We start from the raw sequence: 18,494 nt of genomic DNA, 5'->3' as shown, positions 1-18,494 counted from the left end.
CATGAATTTCACCACTACTTAAACCTTAATCGACAAATGTATGAATAAAAATGCGTATGCGCAAATCAAAACGCTTGCCGCGTTTTTTCTCGCCGCATTGCTGCTTTGCACGCCGCTCTCGGGCGGGGCGCAGACACGGCAGATCATCCTCGATCTGAAAGACGCGCCCCTGAAGCAGGCGCTCGACCAGATCGAACGCCAATCCTCCTACCGCTTCGTGCCCAGCCCGGAGGTGGACCCCGACTACCGGGTAACGATCGCAACCCGTTCCGCGTCGATCGACGACATTCTCGAGGAGCTCTTCGCAGACTCTCCCTACACCTACTCCTTTCTGGAATCGACCACGACGATTCTCCTTTCGAAGCGCCCGGCCGAATCATCGGTCCGGATCGAGGGTATCGTACGGGATACCAAGGGGGGGGGAATCGTGGGTGCCACGGTGATGGTCAAAGGGACGCAGAACGGCGTCTCGACCGATGGAGAGGGCCGGTTTGCCCTGAGCGTCGCTTCACCCTCGACCGCCGAACTGGAGATCAGCTACCTGGGCTACGAACCCCGGACGCTGCCCGTCGGTTCGCGCACGCGCTTCGACGTGGTGCTCAGTGAGTCGGCCTCCGAAATCGAGTCGGTCGTCGTTACGGCCCTGGGCATCAAGCGCTCGGAGAAAGCCCTGGCCTATACCGTCGCGCAGGTCGCCGCCGAAGACGTCACGCGGGTCAAGGACGCCAACTTCATCAACGCCCTCTCGGGCAAGATTGCGGGTGCCGTCATCAACCAGTCCTCCTCGGGCGTGGGCGGCGTGTCGAAAGTGATCATGCGTGGTATGAAATCGATCATGCAATCCTCCAACGCGCTCTATGTCGTGGACGGTATCCCCATGTTCAACAGCACCTCGAAAGGGGGCATGGAGTTCAACTCGCGCGGCGCCACCGAGTCCATCGCCGATCTGAACCCCGACGACATCGCTTCCATGTCGGTGATGACGGGTGCCGCTGCCGCCGCGCTCTACGGTTCGGAAGCGGCCAACGGCGCGGTGCTCATCACCACCAAAAAGGGTAGCGCGGGCAAGCTGCGCGTTTCGGTTTCGACCAACGTGGAGTTCCTCGATCCGCTTCGCATGCCCGAGTTCCAGAACCGCTACGGCACGGGTCGCAAGGGCAAAAACACGGGTTCGACGATCCACAGCTGGGGCGCCGAACTGCTGCCGGCAGCCCGCTACGGCTACTCCCCGGCCGATGATTTTCTCGATACCGGACACGTCTACACCAACTCCTTGACGCTGCAGGGCGGTTCGGACCGCAACCAGACCTATTTCTCGGCCGCCGCGGTCAACTCCGACGGCATGACCCCCAACAACGAGTACAACCGCTACAATTTCACGTTCCGCAACACCTCCCACTTTCTTGACGACCGGCTGACGCTCGACGCTTCGGCCAGCTACGTCATCCAGGACGACCGCAACATGACCAACCAGGGCGTGTACAGCAACCCGCTGGTGGCGGCCTACCTCTTTCCGCGGGGAGACGATTTCGGGCTGGTGAAATCTTTCGAGCGGTGGAACCCCGCGCGCAAAATCTACCAACAGTACTGGCCCCAGGGCGAGGGCGGCGAGCTCAGGATGCAGAATCCCTACTGGATCGCCTGGCGCAATCCGCGCGAGAGCAGCCGCAAGCGCTACATGCTCACCGGATCGGCCTCCTACAAGATCACCGACTGGCTCGACGTGGCCGGACGTATCAAGGTCGACAACACCGACCTGTTCTATACGCAGAAACTCTATGCCACCTCCAATCCGACGCTTCTGGAGGGCAGCAAGTACGGCTACTATACCCAGCAGGACGAAAACACGCGCCAGACCTACGGCGACGTGCTCGTGAACGTCAACAAGCGTTTCGGCGAGTCCTTTACGCTGGCGGCCCACGCAGGCGCTTCGATCAACGACACCCGCGTGCAGGGACTGACGCTCTCGGGTCCGCTGGCCAAACCCTCGAACGTCTTTCACCCCGAGGCGATCGAATCGACCAAACGCAAGGTCGAGCGCACCGGGTGGCACGAGCAGACGCAGTCCCTCTTCGCCTCGATCGAGGTGGGGTGGCGGTCGCAGCTCTTTGCCACCGTCACGGGCCGCAACGACTGGGCTTCGCAGCTGGCCGGGTCGCCCCAGTCGTCGTTCTTCTACCCCTCGGTCGGACTTTCGTGGCTGCCGAGCGAGACGTTCGACTTTCCCGAGCTGTTCCCCTACCTCAAACTGCGCGCCTCGTGGGCCTCGGTGGGTTCGCCCTTTCCGCGCGAGCTGACCTATGCCACGCACCCCTACGACCACTCCCGGCCCGACTGGGACGACAAGACCAACCGTCCCATCGGCAAGCTCTATCCCGAGCGGACGAAGACCTGGGAGGTGGGCTTCGACGCCCGGTTCCTCAACGGTTTCATGCTCACGGCCTCGTGGTATCGCGCCGATACCTACAACCAGACGTTCAACCCCGACATCTCGGCGTCTTCGGGCTGGGCCGACATGTACGTCCAGACGGGCCACGTCCGCAACACGGGTGTCGAGGCGCGGTTGAGCTACGAGCACACCTGGCGCGATTTCGCCTGGGACTCGGATTTCACGTTCAGCTGGAACCGCAACAAGATCATCGAGCTGATGCACAACTGGACCGACCCCGAAACGGGGGAGACTTTCAGCAAGAACAAACTCGAAATCAAGGGGCTGGGACGCGCCAAGTACATCCTCAAGGAGGGCGGCTCGATGGGCGACCTCTACACCACCTCCGACCTGCGGCGCAACGCCCAGGGCGACATCGAGATCGACCAGGCGGGCAACGTCACGGTCGAGGACAACCTGCCGGAGATGAAGCTGGGCTCGGTCTTCCCCAAATACAACCTCTCGTGGCGCAACAACCTCAACTACAAGGGGCTGAATCTGAGCTTTCTCGTCTCGGCCCGCATCGGCGGCATAGCCTACTCGGCCACGCAGGCCAACATGGACATGTACGGCGTTTCGGAGGCTTCGGCCGCCGCGCGCGACGCCGGCGGGGTATTGGTCAACGGACGGACGATGGTCGATCCCGAAATGTGGTACACGATCGTCGGCGCCCAGTCGGGTCTGCCGCAGTTCTACACCTACTCGGCGACCAACGTCCGGTTGCAGGAGTTGTCGCTGGACTATACCATTCCCCGCAAGTGGCTCCGGGTGTGCGACATCACCGTCTCGCTGGTAGGCCGCAACCTCTGGCTGATGTACTGCAAGGCTCCGTTCGATCCCGAAGCGGTGGCTTCGACCGAGAATTTCTACCAGGGGGTGGACTACTTCATGATGCCCGCGATGCGCAACATCGGTTTCAACGTAAACATTAAATTCTGACCGCTATGAACAGAACACATATCCGCATCGTGCGCGGCCTGCTGCTTTCGGCCGCCGTCGTGCTCGTGACGGCGGGCTGTACGGGGAATTTCGAAGAGTACAACCGCAATCCCAACGAGACGACCGATGCCGAACTCGAACGCGACAACTACCTCGTAGGCTCGAAGCTCACGGCCCTGCAAAACATGGTCATCCCCACCGAGGAGCACCTCAACCAGTTCGTCGAGATTCTGGCCGGCGACGGCTATGCCGGCTACGCCGAATCGACCGTCGACAGCTGGGAGACCAAATTCTCGACGTTCAACCCCTCGGTCGAATGGCTCAAGGCGCCGTTCGTCGACGTCATCACCGAGACCTATCCCTACTACCGCGGCATCGTCAGCCGCACCGACGACGAGGTGCTGCTGGCCCTGGCCAAGGTGTTGCGCGTGGCGATCATGCACCGCGTGACGGACCAGTACGGGCCCATTCCCTACACCAAAATCGTGGAGAACAAAAAGGAGCAGCTGACCGTCGCCTACGATTCGCAGCAGGAGGTCTACACCCAGATGTTCCGTGAACTGGACGAAGCGCTCGCGGCCCTCGAGGCCAATGCGGCCCTCTCGACCGAAGCCCTGGCTGACTACGATCTGGTCTACGGCGGCAGCATCCCCAAGTGGATACGCTTCGTCAACTCGCTCAAGCTGCGCATGGCCATGCGGCTGTCGTATGTCGACCAGACGACCGCCAAGGCCCGCGCCCGGGAGGCCATCGACGGCGGCGTCATCACGTCGAATGCCGACAACGCGCAGTTCAAGCCCACGCTCAACCGCTCGGCGATGATCTGGAACGACTGGCAGGACCACGTCGTCGCGGCCGACATCATCGCCTACATGAACGGTTACGACGATCCGCGGCGGGAGAAAATGTTCACCTCCGTCACGGTTATCGAGAGCGTCCGCGACCCGGAGTCGGGCCAGACGGTCGAGGTTCCCCGCCAGGTCTACCAGGGCCTGCGGGTCGGCGTCACCCCGGCCAGCGCCAAAACCGCCAAGGAGAACTGCTCGTTCCCCGTGATCGACGAGAAGAGCCCGTTCCTGTGGATCAATGCGGCCGAGGTGGCGTTCCTCATGGCCGAATACCAGTTGCGCTGGGGAACGATGGCCGAAGCCGGAGCGCTCTACAAGAAAGGCGTGGCCCTCTCGTTCGAGGAGCGCGGAGCCGGCAAGGCCGACGCCTACCTCGCCGACGCGACCCGCAAGCCCGCGGCCTTTGTCGATCCCCTGAATGCCGGACACGGATTCGCCGCCCGGAGCACCATCACCCCGGTGTGGAACGACGCCGACGACGCGGAGACCGCCCTCGAGCGCATCATCACTCAAAAATGGATCGCCATCTTCCCCCTGGGCAACGAGGCCTGGGCCGAGTACCGCCGCACGGGTTATCCGCGGCTGATGCCCGTACCCGACAGCGGCAACAAGTCGGGCGGCACGGTCGTCGCCAAGTGGGGCGCCCGCCGCATCCAGTACCCCGCCCAGGAGTATGCCGAGAACCGCACCCACGTCGAAGCGGCCGCCGCCACGCTCACCGGGGGCGACAACGCCGGATCGCGTGTCTGGTGGGACGTTAAACCCTTAAACTGAACCGACCTATGAAACAATACCTTTTGACAGTTCTCGGTACGGCCGCCGCGCTGCTCTTTGCGGCCTGCGACAACGACATCGAGCCCATCGACCGCCGCACCCTAGGCCCCGAGCAGCAGAACCCGGCTGAGTATGCCGCCTACCTTAGAACGCTCAACGAGTACAAGGCGTCGGCCCATTTCGTGACCTATGCCCGCCTGGACAACGCCCCCGAGGTTTCGACCTCGCCCGGCGATTTTATGCGTGCACTGCCCGATTCCCTCGATCTGGTGGCCCTCGCCCGCCCGCTTTCGCGCTTCGACCTGGAGGACCTGCCCGCCGTGCAGCGCAAGGGTACGCGCGTGCTGACTACGGCCGACTGCTCCGATCCCGCCACGGCCGTCGAGGCCGCGGAGGCTGCCCTGGCGCGCATGACGGCCTCGTCTCTGGACGGCGTGACCGTCGCGTTCCGCGGCCCGGCTACCGAAGCGGCGAAAACCGCCGCTGCGGCCGTCGCCGCCAAGCTGGCGGCCTACAGCGGCAAGACTTTCCTCTTCGAGGGCAACCTCGCGCTGGCCGGCGATGCATACGACCTTTATGTGCTCGACGCCACCGCCCTGGAGAACGTCTACGAGTTGCAGAACAACGTGGATTACGCCATGGGCTACCTGCAAATTCCGGCGTCGAAACTCCTGCTTGCAGCTTCTCCCGAGGGGACGCTCAACGACACCTCGGGCCGCGAGCAGGCTGCGTTCGGCCTGATTACTGAATGCGTGATGGGCTATGGTCCGCTGGCGGGGCTGGCCGTCTACGATTTGGCCGAGGATTACTACAACAACGCAGGCAACTACCTCCGCACCCGCTCCGTCATCACCCAGTTGAATCCCGTCAAATAATGCAAGCCATGAAACAGATGCAAAGAATATCACTTGCCCTGGCCGGCCTTACGGTGCTTGCCACGGGTTGCAAGAGCGACGCTTACGAGGACGGCAAAACGCCGCTGTCGAACGCCGCCTATATCGACGCGGCGGAGGTTGCGCCCGAATCGCGCGTCACGTTCAAGAAGATCGTCACCACCCTCGACCGCGATTTCTCCGTGGTGCTCGTATCCCCGGCTCAGGCCGATATGGAAGCGGCATTCGCCGTCGACCAGGCCGCCGTGGCCCGGTACAACCGCCGCCATGCGACCGACTACGAGCTGCTGCCCGCCTCCCACTACGAATTCCTGGCCTCGAAAGCGGTCATCGAAGCCGGCAAATCGGTCTCCCAGCCCGTCACGATCCGCTTCAAGGGGCTGGACGGGCTCGACATGGATGTCACGCACCTGCTGCCTGTCAGCCTGACGGGAACCTCGGCGGGCATCGGTCTTCTGAAAGGCTCCGAAACGGTCTATTACCTCGTGCGCCGCTCGTCGGCCATCACCACGGCGGCCGACCTCTCGGACTGCTACATGTGGGTTCCGTCGTTCGAGACCGAGGCGGGGCAGGCGCCCATCAAGGGGTTGTCGGCACTGACCTACGAAGCAATAGTCAACATCAACGAGTTCAAGACCGAGGGCGCTTCGGCCATGATTCAGATTTCGTCGATCATGGGCGTTGAGCAGCACTGCCTGCTGCGTATCGGCGACGCGGGTTATCCGCGCGAACAGTTGCAGTTGCAGGTCGGCGGCACCAAGTTCCCTGCCGCCAATGCGGGGCCGACACTCTCGGCGGGCGAGTGGTACCACATCGCATTCACGTGGGACATCGCCACCACCGAAGCCTCTCTCTACATCAACGGCGAGCTTCGCAGCAAGGGAACGATTCCGTGGGATTCGGAGACCATCGACCTGGGGCGCGTCACCACGGGCGGCACCGAGGACAAGGCCTACCGTTTCCTGTTCGGTTACTCTTACAACACGGAACGAATGCTCAACGGCATGATCTCCGAAGCGCGCGTGTGGTCCGTGGCCCGGACGCAGGAGGAGATTTTCCGCGACATGTACAACATCGAGGAGCCCGAGTCGAAACCCGAACTGCGCGCCTACTGGAAATTTAACGAGGGCACCGGGAATGTCGCTACCGATTACTCGCAGTACCACAACGACGCCTACTGCCTCGACGGCAGCAACAGTTTCGAAAACGGCGGCCGCGAGGAGGGCAAACTCAAATGGAACACCTCGATCGAAATTCCGATGCTGAACCAATAATATTACAAATATGAAAACATATAATAATTTATTGTATAAAATGCGCATGCTGGCTCTTGCGGCGCTCTCGTTCGCGCTGTTTGCGGCCTGTGACGACGAAGAGTTCGCGCGCACCGCGGGGCAGCTGCCGGGCACCCCCGACGGCATACCGACCGGAGCGCTTTATGCCGCAGGCTCTTTCGCTACCGATGTCCAGGATTTTTCGATCGACGACGATACCGAGATCGAGGTGGTCTACCGGCTCAATTTCCCGGCCCCGGAAGAGATTACCGTCACCGTCTCGGTCGGCACGCAGGAGGACATCGACGTCTACAACGACGCCAACGGGTTGGAAGACAAAACAGGTAACCATGGCTATCTACATCGTTACCAGATGTTACCTGAGACTAATTATATCTTGCCCGAAACCATGACACTCACCGTTCCCAAGGGCAAAACCGAATCGGCTCCAATGAAAATCGGGTTGATCTTCGACGAGAAACTGCTCAACGCACCCGGCTATGGCGCAGCAGGTAAGTTCATGGGCAATCCGCTGATGCTGCCGTTGCGCACGCAAGTGGTCGATGGAACGGTGTTTCCGGGCGCTGCTGGTCCGAGTTTCGGTATCGGTGTCCGGCCGGCAAATCGGTTTGTGGAAGAGTTGTGGGGTTCGCCCATCGAGATCAGGGCGCTCGAAGAACGACCGGAGAAATTCACCGGAATCGTTTTTTGCGATTGTCGCACCTACAATCCTTTCTATGCAAACTATTATCTTTACAAGCGTTCCGAATACGAATACATGGATTTAGGCGGCTGGGGCTCTGCCAGCGAGATCATGGGCAGCGAATCATACTACCCGTTCTACGACATCGAATGCCTGCGTCCGGCACTTGTTTCTTACGATGAAGAGACCTTGCTCCCGGTGCTTACGGCCGATCCCGATCTGTTGTTCGTGCTGACACATCAGGGGCGCTACATGGACCCGCAGCGTAATCGGAGAATGAAATTCTGCGTCTCGGTAGAAATCGCACCCCGTTCGCCACAAGGACTATGTAACTTGGGTGACGAGGCGCGCTCCTCGCTGGTATGGCAGATCGCGGAATTCGTCCGCAAATACAAGCTCGACGGCGTTTCGCTCAACGATTACGGAGCCACTTACACGGCCGATAATTCGCCTGCCGTGGACAAGGCATCCTATACCAAATTCCTCCGTGATCTGCGCGCCGCACTGGGCGAAGAGAAGCTGATTCTCCTGAGCTACCGGGCCGATGAAAATGCGGCACTTTACACCGAGCATGACGGAATTCGGGCGGGCGATTTCATCGATTTTGCCTGGTGGGGCATTGCTAACACGTTATGCGTTCCTTACTCTGCCGATGCTGCCATCAAACCCATTGCCGGATTGGATAAAGGCAGTTTCTGCCCCATGGCGATTGAAGTGGTCGATACGCCCGAATACAATGCTGTCAGGGACAATGTAGACCCCATTACTTATCAGAGCCTTGCACTCATCGAAGCGCAAAAACTCTATGATGAGGGGCAGTTTGGAGTTATCGTCGATTTGGGGCTGACAGCCCGTACTCAGGGATTCGCTGAAAACAATTATGGAATAATGATTTCAATATTTTTTGGTAAAATTCCTCTTCATGAAAGCGATATGTCAACTAAAGGCGGCTGGGCTTCGGATGGAGTGCAAATGTCGGAAGCAAATGATACTTATTGGTTTGACGGTAATGGTTACGGTAACGGTCTGAAAGACTGGTAACCTCCCTTTCCCGATCTTTTTCCGGCCCGCAGCCTGTTCGGGTTGCGGGCCGTTTTGTGTTGCAACCGCAAAAAGAAAAACGGAGACCGTTCGATCTCCGTTTCTCTTTCAGTAGCGGGTCCGAGACTTGAACTCGGGACCTCATGATTATGAATCATGCGCTCTAACCAGCTGAGCTAACCCGCCATTGCTTCGAAAGCGAGTGCAAAGGTAATAGAATTTTTCATCCTTGCAAAATCTTCGGGCAAAAAATCGCCGAAAAATCATCCGTTCCGGGCCGTGGCACCGATTTTGAACCTCCCGAGCGAAAAACGTCCGATACCATGGCTCCAACCGCAACCACCGCAACAACCCGTCCCGGGATCGTCAATACGTTCGAAATACTGAAACTCATCGCCGGCATCGTCCTGCTGGTGGCCGTGTCGTGGGAGGTCATCGGCGGCGACCACATCCATCTCTCGCGCACCTACCTCACGGTTCAGTTCGTCGTCTGCATCGTCTTTCTCTGCGACTTTTTCGTCCGTCTGGCCGCGGCCGAGCGCCGGGGTCGCTTCTTCTGGCACAACATCCTCTTCCTGCTGCTCTCGATTCCGTGGGTCAACATTACGGTCTGGAGCGGCGCCGACACGACCCACGACTGGGGCATCGTCGTCTCGCTGCTGCCGCTTTTGCGGGCTTTGCTGGCGATGGTGATCGTCGTGCGCTGGATGGTCAGCGCCAACCGGATGCGGCGGCTGTTCGCAGCCTACATCTTCACGGTGGTCGTCTTCACCTACATCTCCGCCCTGGTCTTCTACGACTACGAGGTGCTGGTCAACCCCAAGCTCCACGGCTTCGGCAACGCCCTGTGGTGGGCCTGGATGAACGTCACGACCGTCGGGGCCGAAATCTTCCCCGTCACGGCCATCGGCAAGGTCTTCTGCGTGATGCTGCCGTCGCTGGGCATGATGTTCTTCCCGATCTTCACCACCTACGTTCTGCAGGAGTACACCCACAAAAAAGCGTCCGACGACTGACGCCGGACGCTCCGAACCGAACGCTGCGGACCGTTATTTCTTCTCCTCCTGCGCTTTCAAGAGGTCGCGGATTTCCGTGAGGAGCTTCTCCTGAGTCGAGAGCGTGGGGGCCGCGGGGGCGGGCGCCTGCTCTTTCTTCTTGATGAGGCGGTTCATCAATTTGACCATCAGAAAGACGCACAATGCAAGGATGGTGAAATCGACGCACTGCTGGATGAATGCGCCGTAGTTCCAGTAGATCGGCTCGGCAGCGGCTGGATCCGTGAGGACCTTGCCGCCGGCGTGTACCGCATCGCCGACCGAATGCACGGCCTCCGAGGTGATGTCGCGCACTTTCGAAATATCCAGGCGGAGCTGCGAGAAATCGGTGTTGCCCAAGAGGGCGCCGATGGGCGGCATGAGGATGTCGTTGACGAGCGACGAGACGATCTTGCCGAACGCACCGCCGATGATGACGCCCACGGCCATGTCCATGACGTTGCCCTTGAGCGCGAACTCCTTGAATTCCTTGAAAAATGCCATATTCGTTTCGGGTTTAATGATTTGACTGCCGCAAAAGTACGCAAAATTTTCTCAATCCCGCAAAAAAAGACGGCCCGTAAAATAGCGCGGACCGTCTTTCGTGGAGCGGCGGGTGACTATTCGATCTCGAGCAGCACGGCGTCGGTGGCGACCGTTTCGCCCGGTTGGACGAGAATCTGCTTCACCTTGCCGGCATAGTCCGTCGTGATGGCGTTCTCCATCTTCATGGCTTCGAGGATCACGACCTCCTGCCCGGCTTTCACCGTGTCGCCGACGTTGACTTTGACCTCGATCACGCGGCCCGGCAGCGGCGCATTGACCGTGTTGCCCGTGATGGCAGCAGCCTGCGCCGTCTCGGCCTTATTTTCTTCGGCCTTGGGTTCGGCGGGTTTCTGGGCCTGGTAGGCCTTGACTTTCTGCTCCGTGAGGAACGTCTTGGCCACCAGGGGGAACAGTTCGAGCAGCAGCACCTCTTTCTCGTTGGCGGCCAGTTTCGCGCCTCCCGCCTCGGGGAGTTCGGGGTTGGGCTGCATCTGGTATTTCGAGGTGTCGTAGGGGGTCTCCTCCCGCACGCCGCAAATCTTGAACCGGAACTCGGGGTCGATCTTGACGGGCGTCTTGCCGTATTCGCCCTTGACCAGCCCCACGAACTGCGACGACTTGTTGGAGTACATCGGGCGTCCGGCCTTTTCGTCCAGTGCGCAGTTGACGGCCTGGGCTCCCACGATCTGCGAGGTAGGAGTCACCAGCGGCGGCAGCCCGGCCGCCAGACGCACCGACGGGATGAGCTCCATGGCCCGCGGCAGAATCTCCTCGGCCTTGAGCTGCTTGAGCTGGGCGACCATATTCGAATACATGCCGCCGGGGATTTCGGCTTTCTGAACCAGTTCGTTCGGGGCCGGGAAACCGAAATAGGCCTCGATGCGGCGGCAGGCGGCGATCGTGGCCTCCTCGTCGTCGTTCTGCGCGGCGCGGATGGCTTCGTCGAAGAGGGCGTCGATTTCGGCGGGCAGCGTGTCGGTCAGGGGGTTGAACGGCTTGGGCTCGGGTTTCTCGGTGTTGAAGACCGACTGGTTGAGCTCCTTGCGGATTTCGCGCAACTGGGTGTTGATCTTGGCCACGGCCTCCATGTTGACACCCGTGTCGATGCCGAGTTTCTGGCAGAATACGTGGATCAGCTCGATGGCCGGGGCTCCGGTGCCCTCGGCGAAATACCAGCAGTTGGTGTCCACGATGTCCGCTCCGGCGATGATGGCCGACAGCACCGAGGCCAGGCCGTAGCCGGGGGTGCAATGGGTGTGGAAATCGACCGGAATCGAGAGATTTTTCTTCAGCAGCCGCACGAGCGTGGCCACGCGGCGCGGCGGAATCAGACCCGACATGTCTTTGATTGTAATCATGTCGGCGCCCAGGTCGGCCATTTGCCTGGCTTTGTCGAGGAAATATTCGTCCGTAAAGACCGGCTTCGGGGTTTTCTTGCCCATCAGACGGGCCATGAAGCCGGGCTCGGGGTATTTCGGGTCCACGGTGTAGCAGACCGAGCAGTCGGCGATGCCGCCGTATTTCTTGACGTACTTGATCGTCGATTTCACGTTGTCCACGTCGTTCAGGCAGTCGAAGATGCGCATGATCCCAAGCCCGCTCTCGATGGCGTTGCGGCAGAAGCCGTCGATGATCTCGTCCGTGTAGGGCGAGTAGCCGAACAGGTTGCGGCCGCGCGAGAGGGCCGTCAGTTTCGACACGTTGCCCACGGCCTTGTGGATCGTCTCCAGCCGCGTCCAAGGGTTCTCGTTCAGGTAGCGCATGACCGAGTCGGGTACGGCGCCGCCCCAAACCTCCATCGCATAGAAATTCGCGTCCTTGTAGTAAGGCAGGCAGCGGTCGATCTGCGCCTGGTTCATGCGGGTTGCGAACGACGACTGCTGGCCGTCGCGCAACGTAAGGTCTCTGATTTTGAGATTTCTCGCCATTGTTATAGGATTTAAAGGGTTCTTGCCTTTTATTGTTATTCGAATAACAAAGATACGAAACAAGCGCGAACTTCCAACTTTTTTGCCCTCTTTTTTCAAAAAATCGTTCCGGGCCTTTCCGATAATTCGTATATTTGCCCGAACAAAGCCCCTTGGGACGGAGTGTGTGCGCACACACCGCCTGTTTCGGGGCACAATCCGACTTTCGAACAAATGTCACCCGCAGCCGTCATCGCCACCGTCCTGGGCTACATCGCACTCCTGTTCGCCGTTGCCTGGGTCTCGGGCCGCCGTGCCGATAACGCCGGCTTTTTCACCGGCAACCGCCGCACGCCGTGGTACATGGCCGCGCTGGCGATGATCGGCGCCGCCATGTCGGGCGTGACGTTCATCTCGGTGCCCGGTTCGGTCGCAGCGGATGCGTTCTCCTACATGCAGATGGTGGCGGGCTTCACGGTGGGGCAGCTGGTCGTGGCGTTCGCGCTCGTTCCGGCGTTCTACCGCTTGCGCGTGGTTTCGCTCTACCAATACCTCGACGACCGTTTCGGCGTATCGTCGCACCGCACGGGTGCCTGGTTCTTCTTCATCTCGAAGATGCTGGGCGCCGCGCTGCGGGTCTATGTGGTCTGCGCCGTGATGCAGCTGCTGGTCTTCAGCCACTACGGGCTGCCGTTGTGGCTCAATGCGCTTGTGACGATGGGATTCGTGTGGCTCTATACGCAGCAGGGAGGCGTCAAATCGCTGATTTGGACCGATACGCTCAAAACGGTGTGTCTGGTTGCGAGCCTCGTGCTGTCGATTCTCTTCATCATGCGGGCGCTGGATTTGTCGCTTGCAGCAATGGCGCAGGAGGTCGCCGCGTCGCCCATGTCGCGCATCTTCTTCTTCGACGATCCCCGGTCGGGTCGCTATTTCTGGAAGATGTTTGCTGCGGGCGCGGTGCTGCTCGTAGCCATGACGGGGCTGGACCAGGACATGATGCAGCGCAACCTCTCATGCCCCACGCCGCGGGATTCGCAGAAGAATATCCTGCTGACGGCCGCCAGCCAGATCGTCGTTATCTTTCTGTTTCTGGTGCTGGGCGTACTGCTCTATATTTATATGGACCGCACGGGTCTTGCGATGCCCGCGAAGAGCGATCAGGTTTTTTCACTGGTCGCGGTGAACGGAGGACTGCCCGCGGCGGTTGGCGTGCTGTTTGTTATCGGTCTCATATCGAGTACCTATTCGGCTGCCGGTTCGGCCCTGACGGCCCTGACGACCTCGTTCACGGTCGACATTCTCGACGGGACGCGCCGCTACGACGACCGGCGGCTGACGCGCGTCCGCCGGAGCGTGCATGCGGGGATGGCCGTGGCGATGGCGGCCGTGATTCTGGCTTTCGGGTACCTTGCCAGCGACAGCGTCATCAACCTGGTCTACAAGGTGGCGAGCTATACCTACGGACCCATCCTGGGCATGTTCGCATTCGGATTGTGCTCGCACCGCAGGGTCCGCGACCGCTGGGTGCCGCTGGTGGCCCTGCTTGCGCCCGTGCTCAGTGCGCTGGTACAGTATGCGGCCCGCGAGGTCTGGGGCTACCAGATCGGATTCGAACTGTTGATCTACAATGCCGCATTCACCGTGCTCGGCATGTTCATACTGGTTGAACGACATGAAAAATAGCATATTCTGGCTTTTCGTTTTGCTTTTCCCTTGCGGTGGCGTCCGCGCCGCGGAGGTCGGTGTCGCGGCCCGGCAGGAGGTGGGCCGAACCCTCACGCGCATCGTAGCGCGCGAGGTGGACGGAGGGTATGTGAAAGTGCAGGGAGTGAAAGCGTCGCGGGGGCGTGTGCGTATCTATGCCTCGATCGGGCTTTCCTACTATCCGTTTCGGGAAGAGAACGTGCGCGCCTTGCGCGATTCGGTGCGGGCGGCGCTGCCGCGGGAGTTTTCAAAAGCCCGTATCGAACTCTATACCGACGGACGCGAGGTCGCCGAGCTGATTCCGATGGCTTTCCGCGAACCGGCGCAACTGGCCCGCGAGCTGAAGAAGCGCCGCATCGTTCCGTTCACCAATCGCTCCGAACGCCCCCTGGTCGAGCCGCTGGACCGGCCTGCAAAGCCCTCGCGTGGACTTGCCGGGCGTCATATCGCGCTTTGGCAGAGCCACGGACGCTATTTCGACCAGAAAGAGAACCTCTGGCGCTGGCAGCGGTCGCAGCTCTGGCAGACCTGCGAGGACCTCTATACCCAGAGCTATGTGGTGCCCTACCTGGTCCCGATGCTCGAAAATGCCGGGGCGAACGTGCTGCTGCCCCGTGAGCGGGACGTGCAGAAGCACGAGGTGACAGCCGACAACGACGCCCCGGGACAGTACCGCGAAGAGGGCGGCGGATGGATGGTGGGCGGCAGCGGTTTCGCCCACCGGCAGCAGGTCTACCGCACGGGTGAAAATCCGTTCCGCCACGGTACGACGCGGCTTGCACGCACGGTTACGCAAGGCGAGCCGTCCCGCGCCGTATGGAGCGCGACGATTCCCGAACGGGGCGAATACGCTGTCTATATATGTTACGAATCGACGCCCGAAAGCGCAGACGACGCGCTCTATACGGTCCGTCACCTCGGGGGCGAGAGCCGCTTTGCGGTCAATCAGACCCTGGGCGGCGGAACCTGGATCTACCTCGGGCGTTTCCTGCTCGACGAGGGCGAGCAGGAGGTCGTAACACTTTCGAACCGTTCGCGGCGTGCCGGACGGATCGTCTCGGCCGATGCCGTGAAGATCGGCGGCGGCTACGGGAACGTGGCGCGCACGGTCTGCGATTCGTTGCGCAAACCGGGGCTGGAGTACACGGAGGAGACCAGCGGTTACCCCCGTTTCTGCGAGGGAGCGCGCTACTGGCTGCAATGGGCCGGGTTCGATGAAAAAGTCTATACGCCCAAAAAGGGCAAGGACGATTACAAGGACGACTACATGTCGCGCGCCCATTGGGTCAACGCCCTCGCGGGCGGCTCGGAGCGGCTGCCCGACTCCGCGGGGCTGCGCATCCCGGTCGATATGGCCCTCGCGTTCCACTCCGATGCGGGCGTAAGGGACGGCGACGGCATCGTCGGTACGCTGGGCATCTTCTTCACGCGCGACCAAAAGGGCCGCTTCGACGGCGGAGCCGACCGCTACCGTTCGCGCGACCTGACCGACATCGTGCAGACGCAGATCGTCGAGGACATACGCCGCACGTGGGAGCCCGATTGGAAGCGCCGCGGACTTTGGAACCGTTCCTACTACGAAGCCCGCGTGCCGGGAGTGCCGACGATGCTGCTGGAACTGCTTTCGCACCAGAATTTCGCCGACATGCGTTACGGCAGCGACCCGCGCTTCAAGTTCGTGGTGAGCCGGGCCGTATACAAGGGCATCCTGCGCTACCTCAGTTCGCAATACGGAGTGCCTTATTCGGTCCAGCCGCTCCCGGTGGAGCAAATGGCCGTGGAGTTTACCGAAAGCGGCAACACCGTCATCTCCTGGGAACCCGTGGCGGATTCGCTCGAAACCTCGGCCGTGCCCGATGGGTTCGTGGTCTACACCCGCGTGGACGACGGCGGCTTCGACAACGGGCAGTATGTCGACAAACCCTATTTCATGACCGAGCAGGAGCCGGGCCGGATTTACAGCTACCGGGTGACGGCCATCAATGCCGGCGGCGAGAGTTTTCCGGGCGAGACCCTCTCGGCCTGCCGCATGCCCGACGCAAAGGGCTGCGTGATGATCGTCAACGGCTTCGACCGCATAAGCGCCCCGCATAGCATGCGCCGCGACTCGACCGCCGGATTCTACATGGGTATCGACGGCGGCGTCCCCGATCGGCACGACCTGTCGTTCGTCGGCGAGCAGCGTGTCTATGACCTTTCGATGGCCCGCTGCGACAACGACAGCCGCGCTTTGGGCGCCTGTTACAACGATTATGAGACGGAGGTCGTGGGCGGAAACACGTTCGATTACCCCTCGCTGCACGGCCGCTCGGTCGCAGCGGCCGGCTACTCGTTCTGCTCGGCCTCGGTTCGTGCCGTGGAAGAGGGTGCCATCCCGTTGAACGGATATGAGGCCGTGGACCTCATTCTGGGCAAACAGCGCGCTTCGCGGATCGGACGGGGGTTGGTGGGCGATCCCCGGTTCCGGACTTTCCCGCCCGCCTTGCAGGAAAAGTTGGAGGAGTATCTTGAGCAGGGCGGTGCGCTCTATGTTTCGGGCAGCTATGTGGCCACCGATCTCTGGACGGGCGACGGAGCTACGGCCGCGGGCCGCGCTTTCGCCGAGCGGGTGCTCCATTACACCTACGACGGCGGGCAGGCGGCACGTCGCGGACGGGTGCGCGTTGTAACTTCCCATGCGGGTTTCGCGCGCGAAGAATACCGCTTCAACAACGAATTTACCCCGTTCCGCTACAAGGTGGAGGCCCCCGATGCGCTCCGACCCGCAGGCGGTGCGTTTGCGGTGATGCGCTACGTGGAGAACAACCGGGCTGCGGGTGTGGCCAGGGAGGGCGACGGACGCACGTTCGTGATGGGTTTCCCGTTCGAGGCGATCCTTTCGCAGAACCAGCGCGACCGGCTGATGCGCGACGTGCTGGAATTTTTGAGCGGCAATAAAAACGATAAGCAGGAATAGGACGCTTCGATCGGACTATCGGCAGCGGAGAACCTGAAATGTTTAACAGTAAATTATAGAGATTATGTCGTTGGAACAGCAGATTTCGAAAGGAATCATGGAGGCCATGAAAGCCAAGGACACCGTGCGGCTTGCGGCGCTGCGCAATGCAAAGAAATACATCATCGAAGCCAAAACCGCGGGGCCGGGGATCGCCGAGCTGCCCGACGCAGATGTGCTTCGGATCATCGCCAAACTGGCCAAGCAGGGTGCGGATTCCGCCGCGATCTTTACGGAGCAGAACCGCCCCGACCTGGCCGCCGAGGAGCTGGCACAGGTGTCCGTATTTCAGGAGTTTCTGCCCAAGCAGCTCGCGTCGGAGGAGCTGACCGCCGAGGTCCGGGCCGTGATCGCCGAGGTAGGCGCCACGTCGCTCAAAGAGATGGGACGGGTGATGGGCGTCGCTTCGAAACGGCTTGCCGGCCGTGCCGACGGCAAGGACATTTCGGCCAAGGTCCGCGAGCTGCTCTCGTAAGAATGCACCTGCTGGAACACCTCCACCGCAACGTCAAGACCGTCGCCATGCCGATGGTCATGGTGGTCGGGGCGCTTTTGTGCCGCCCGATCTCGGCCCTCGAAGCGTGGACAGGGCAGATGATTACCCCGACGCTGATTTTTTTGATGCTCTTCGTGACGTTTTGCCGTGTGAAACCCAGCCAGATGCACCTCTCGATGCTGCATCTGTGGTTGCTCGTGTTTCAGGCCGCGGTCTGCGTGGGCGTCTATTTCGCGCTGCTGCCTTTCGATCCGGTGGTGGCGCAGGGGGCCATGGTCTGCGTGCTGGCTCCGGTGGCGATGGCCGCGGTGGTGATCGGCGGGATGCTCGGTGCGAACGTCGCCACGATGGCCACATACAGCCTGGTGTGCAACATGGCTATCGCCCTCGTGGCTCCGGTGATTTTGACTTTTGCGGGAACGGGAGCATGTACTTTCACACAGATATTGTCGCGCATCGCGCCGCTGTTGATCATGCCTTTTGCCGCCGCGCAGTTCTGCCGGTTCGTCTTTCCACGGGGAGCGCTGTGGATCGGCGACCACAGCCAGATTTCGTTCTACATGTGGCTCGCGTCGCTCGTGGTGATTATCGGCCGCACGACGGCATTCATCCTCGACCTGCGCGACGCCTCCGTTGCGACCGAACTGTGGCTGGCCGGGGCTGCGCTGGTGATCTGTCTCATCCAGTTTAAGGTGGGACGCATGCTCGGGCGCCGCTACGGTGATCCGGCCGCAGGCGGGCAGTCGCTCGGGCAAAAAAACACGGTCCTGGCCGTCTGGATGGCCCAATCGTTCCTCGACCCGATCTCCTCGATCGCCCCCACGGCCTATATCGTGTGGCAGAACTTTGTGAACTCGTACCAGATATGGAAAAAGGACAGGGAGAAGCGAGGAAGCGCTGAATAGATTG

At 60.9% G+C, this 18,494-nt stretch carries 12 protein-coding genes and 1 tRNA gene; 10 read left to right on the top strand and 3 right to left on the bottom strand.

Annotated features, from left to right (window positions below; genetic code table 11):
- Window positions 1-40: 40 nt before the first annotated feature.
- Genes ACMQ11_RS06900 through ACMQ11_RS06880 form a run of 5 tightly spaced genes read left to right on the top strand, consistent with a single transcriptional unit; the run spans window position 41 to window position 8,900 of the window.
- Window positions 41-3,367 (top strand): SusC/RagA family TonB-linked outer membrane protein, encoded by a 3,327-nt coding sequence (locus tag ACMQ11_RS06900; RefSeq protein WP_418992027.1) that lies wholly within the window; start codon window positions 41-43, stop codon window positions 3,365-3,367.
- 5 nt (window positions 3,368-3,372) lie between these two features.
- Window positions 3,373-4,989 carry a SusD/RagB family nutrient-binding outer membrane lipoprotein gene (locus tag ACMQ11_RS06895; protein ID WP_418992026.1) on the top strand — a complete coding sequence of 539 codons (1,617 nt, stop codon included), beginning with the start codon at window positions 3,373-3,375 and terminating at the stop codon, window positions 4,987-4,989.
- 8 nt (window positions 4,990-4,997) lie between these two features.
- A complete protein-coding gene (locus tag ACMQ11_RS06890) occupies window positions 4,998-5,864 on the top strand; it encodes a glycoside hydrolase family 18 (RefSeq protein WP_418992025.1) in 867 nt (288 codons plus the stop codon).
- 8 nt (window positions 5,865-5,872) lie between these two features.
- Entirely contained in the window at window positions 5,873-7,156 is a 1,284-nt protein-coding gene (locus ACMQ11_RS06885) for a DUF1735 and LamG domain-containing protein (RefSeq protein ID WP_418992024.1), read from the top strand.
- A 10-nt stretch (window positions 7,157-7,166) separates the two neighbouring features.
- Entirely contained in the window at window positions 7,167-8,900 is a 1,734-nt protein-coding gene (locus ACMQ11_RS06880) for a BT_3987 domain-containing protein (RefSeq protein ID WP_418992023.1), read from the top strand.
- Window positions 8,901-9,012: 112 nt separating this feature from the next.
- On the opposite strand, the gene ACMQ11_RS06875 is transcribed toward ACMQ11_RS06880, so the two are convergent.
- Window positions 9,013-9,086, bottom strand: a tRNA-Met gene (locus tag ACMQ11_RS06875).
- Between the two features lie 137 nt (window positions 9,087-9,223).
- Between ACMQ11_RS06875 and ACMQ11_RS06870 the strand changes: the two genes are divergently transcribed.
- Window positions 9,224-9,916: an ion channel gene (locus ACMQ11_RS06870; RefSeq protein WP_418992022.1), complete on the top strand. Its 693-nt coding sequence runs from the start codon at window positions 9,224-9,226 to the stop codon at window positions 9,914-9,916.
- 33 nt (window positions 9,917-9,949) lie between these two features.
- Here ACMQ11_RS06870 and mscL read toward each other — a convergent pair whose 3' ends face one another.
- Both mscL and ACMQ11_RS06860 read right to left on the bottom strand, forming a co-directional pair.
- On the bottom strand, window positions 9,950-10,438 hold the full coding sequence (mscL, locus tag ACMQ11_RS06865; RefSeq protein WP_418992021.1) for a large-conductance mechanosensitive channel protein MscL: 489 nt from the start codon (window positions 10,436-10,438) through the stop codon (window positions 9,950-9,952).
- Between the two features lie 116 nt (window positions 10,439-10,554).
- Window positions 10,555-12,408 carry a biotin/lipoyl-containing protein gene (locus ACMQ11_RS06860; RefSeq protein ID WP_418992020.1) on the bottom strand — a complete coding sequence of 618 codons (1,854 nt, stop codon included), beginning with the start codon at window positions 12,406-12,408 and terminating at the stop codon, window positions 10,555-10,557.
- A gap of 213 nt (window positions 12,409-12,621) precedes the next feature.
- Between ACMQ11_RS06860 and ACMQ11_RS06855 the strand changes: the two genes are divergently transcribed.
- The 4 genes from ACMQ11_RS06855 to ACMQ11_RS06840 all read left to right on the top strand — a co-directional run bounded on the left by ACMQ11_RS06855 (window position 12,622) and on the right by ACMQ11_RS06840 (window position 18,490).
- A complete protein-coding gene (locus ACMQ11_RS06855) occupies window positions 12,622-14,073 on the top strand; it encodes a sodium:solute symporter (RefSeq protein ID WP_418992019.1) in 1,452 nt (483 codons plus the stop codon).
- Window positions 14,063-17,050: a xanthan lyase gene (locus tag ACMQ11_RS06850; protein WP_418992018.1), complete on the top strand. Its 2,988-nt coding sequence runs from the start codon at window positions 14,063-14,065 to the stop codon at window positions 17,048-17,050. The genes ACMQ11_RS06855 and ACMQ11_RS06850 overlap by 11 nt, the downstream gene beginning before the upstream one ends.
- Window positions 17,051-17,114: 64 nt before the next feature.
- Window positions 17,115-17,564, top strand: a complete 450-nt coding sequence (locus ACMQ11_RS06845; protein WP_418992017.1) for a GatB/YqeY domain-containing protein — start codon at window positions 17,115-17,117, stop codon at window positions 17,562-17,564.
- A 2-nt stretch (window positions 17,565-17,566) separates the two neighbouring features.
- Window positions 17,567-18,490, top strand: a complete 924-nt coding sequence (locus ACMQ11_RS06840) for a transporter (protein ID WP_418992016.1) — start codon at window positions 17,567-17,569, stop codon at window positions 18,488-18,490.
- The last annotated feature ends 4 nt before the right edge of the window (window positions 18,491-18,494 follow it).

This window comes from Alistipes sp., from assembly GCF_048465575.1.
In the GTDB taxonomy this organism is placed as follows: domain Bacteria; phylum Bacteroidota; class Bacteroidia; order Bacteroidales; family Rikenellaceae; genus Alistipes.
This window is presented reverse-complemented; position numbering and strand designations above follow the sequence as displayed.

Excerpts from the sequence above, each read along its gene's own strand:
- ACMQ11_RS06900 (WP_418992027.1), top strand. The coding sequence starts at position 41 with ATGAATAAAAATGCGTATGCGCAAATCAAAACGCTTGCCGCGTTTTTT.
- ACMQ11_RS06895 (WP_418992026.1), top strand. The coding sequence starts at position 3,373 with ATGAACAGAACACATATCCGCATCGTGCGCGGCCTGCTGCTTTCGGCC.
- ACMQ11_RS06890 (WP_418992025.1), top strand. The coding sequence starts at position 4,998 with ATGAAACAATACCTTTTGACAGTTCTCGGTACGGCCGCCGCGCTGCTC.
- ACMQ11_RS06885 (WP_418992024.1), top strand. The coding sequence starts at position 5,873 with ATGAAACAGATGCAAAGAATATCACTTGCCCTGGCCGGCCTTACGGTG.
- ACMQ11_RS06880 (WP_418992023.1), top strand. The coding sequence starts at position 7,167 with ATGAAAACATATAATAATTTATTGTATAAAATGCGCATGCTGGCTCTT.
- ACMQ11_RS06870 (WP_418992022.1), top strand. The coding sequence starts at position 9,224 with ATGGCTCCAACCGCAACCACCGCAACAACCCGTCCCGGGATCGTCAAT.
- mscL (WP_418992021.1), bottom strand. The coding sequence starts at position 10,438 with ATGGCATTTTTCAAGGAATTCAAGGAGTTCGCGCTCAAGGGCAACGTC.
- ACMQ11_RS06860 (WP_418992020.1), bottom strand. The coding sequence starts at position 12,408 with ATGGCGAGAAATCTCAAAATCAGAGACCTTACGTTGCGCGACGGCCAG.
- ACMQ11_RS06855 (WP_418992019.1), top strand. The coding sequence starts at position 12,622 with ATGTCACCCGCAGCCGTCATCGCCACCGTCCTGGGCTACATCGCACTC.
- ACMQ11_RS06850 (WP_418992018.1), top strand. The coding sequence starts at position 14,063 with ATGAAAAATAGCATATTCTGGCTTTTCGTTTTGCTTTTCCCTTGCGGT.
- ACMQ11_RS06845 (WP_418992017.1), top strand. The coding sequence starts at position 17,115 with ATGTCGTTGGAACAGCAGATTTCGAAAGGAATCATGGAGGCCATGAAA.
- ACMQ11_RS06840 (WP_418992016.1), top strand. The coding sequence starts at position 17,567 with ATGCACCTGCTGGAACACCTCCACCGCAACGTCAAGACCGTCGCCATG.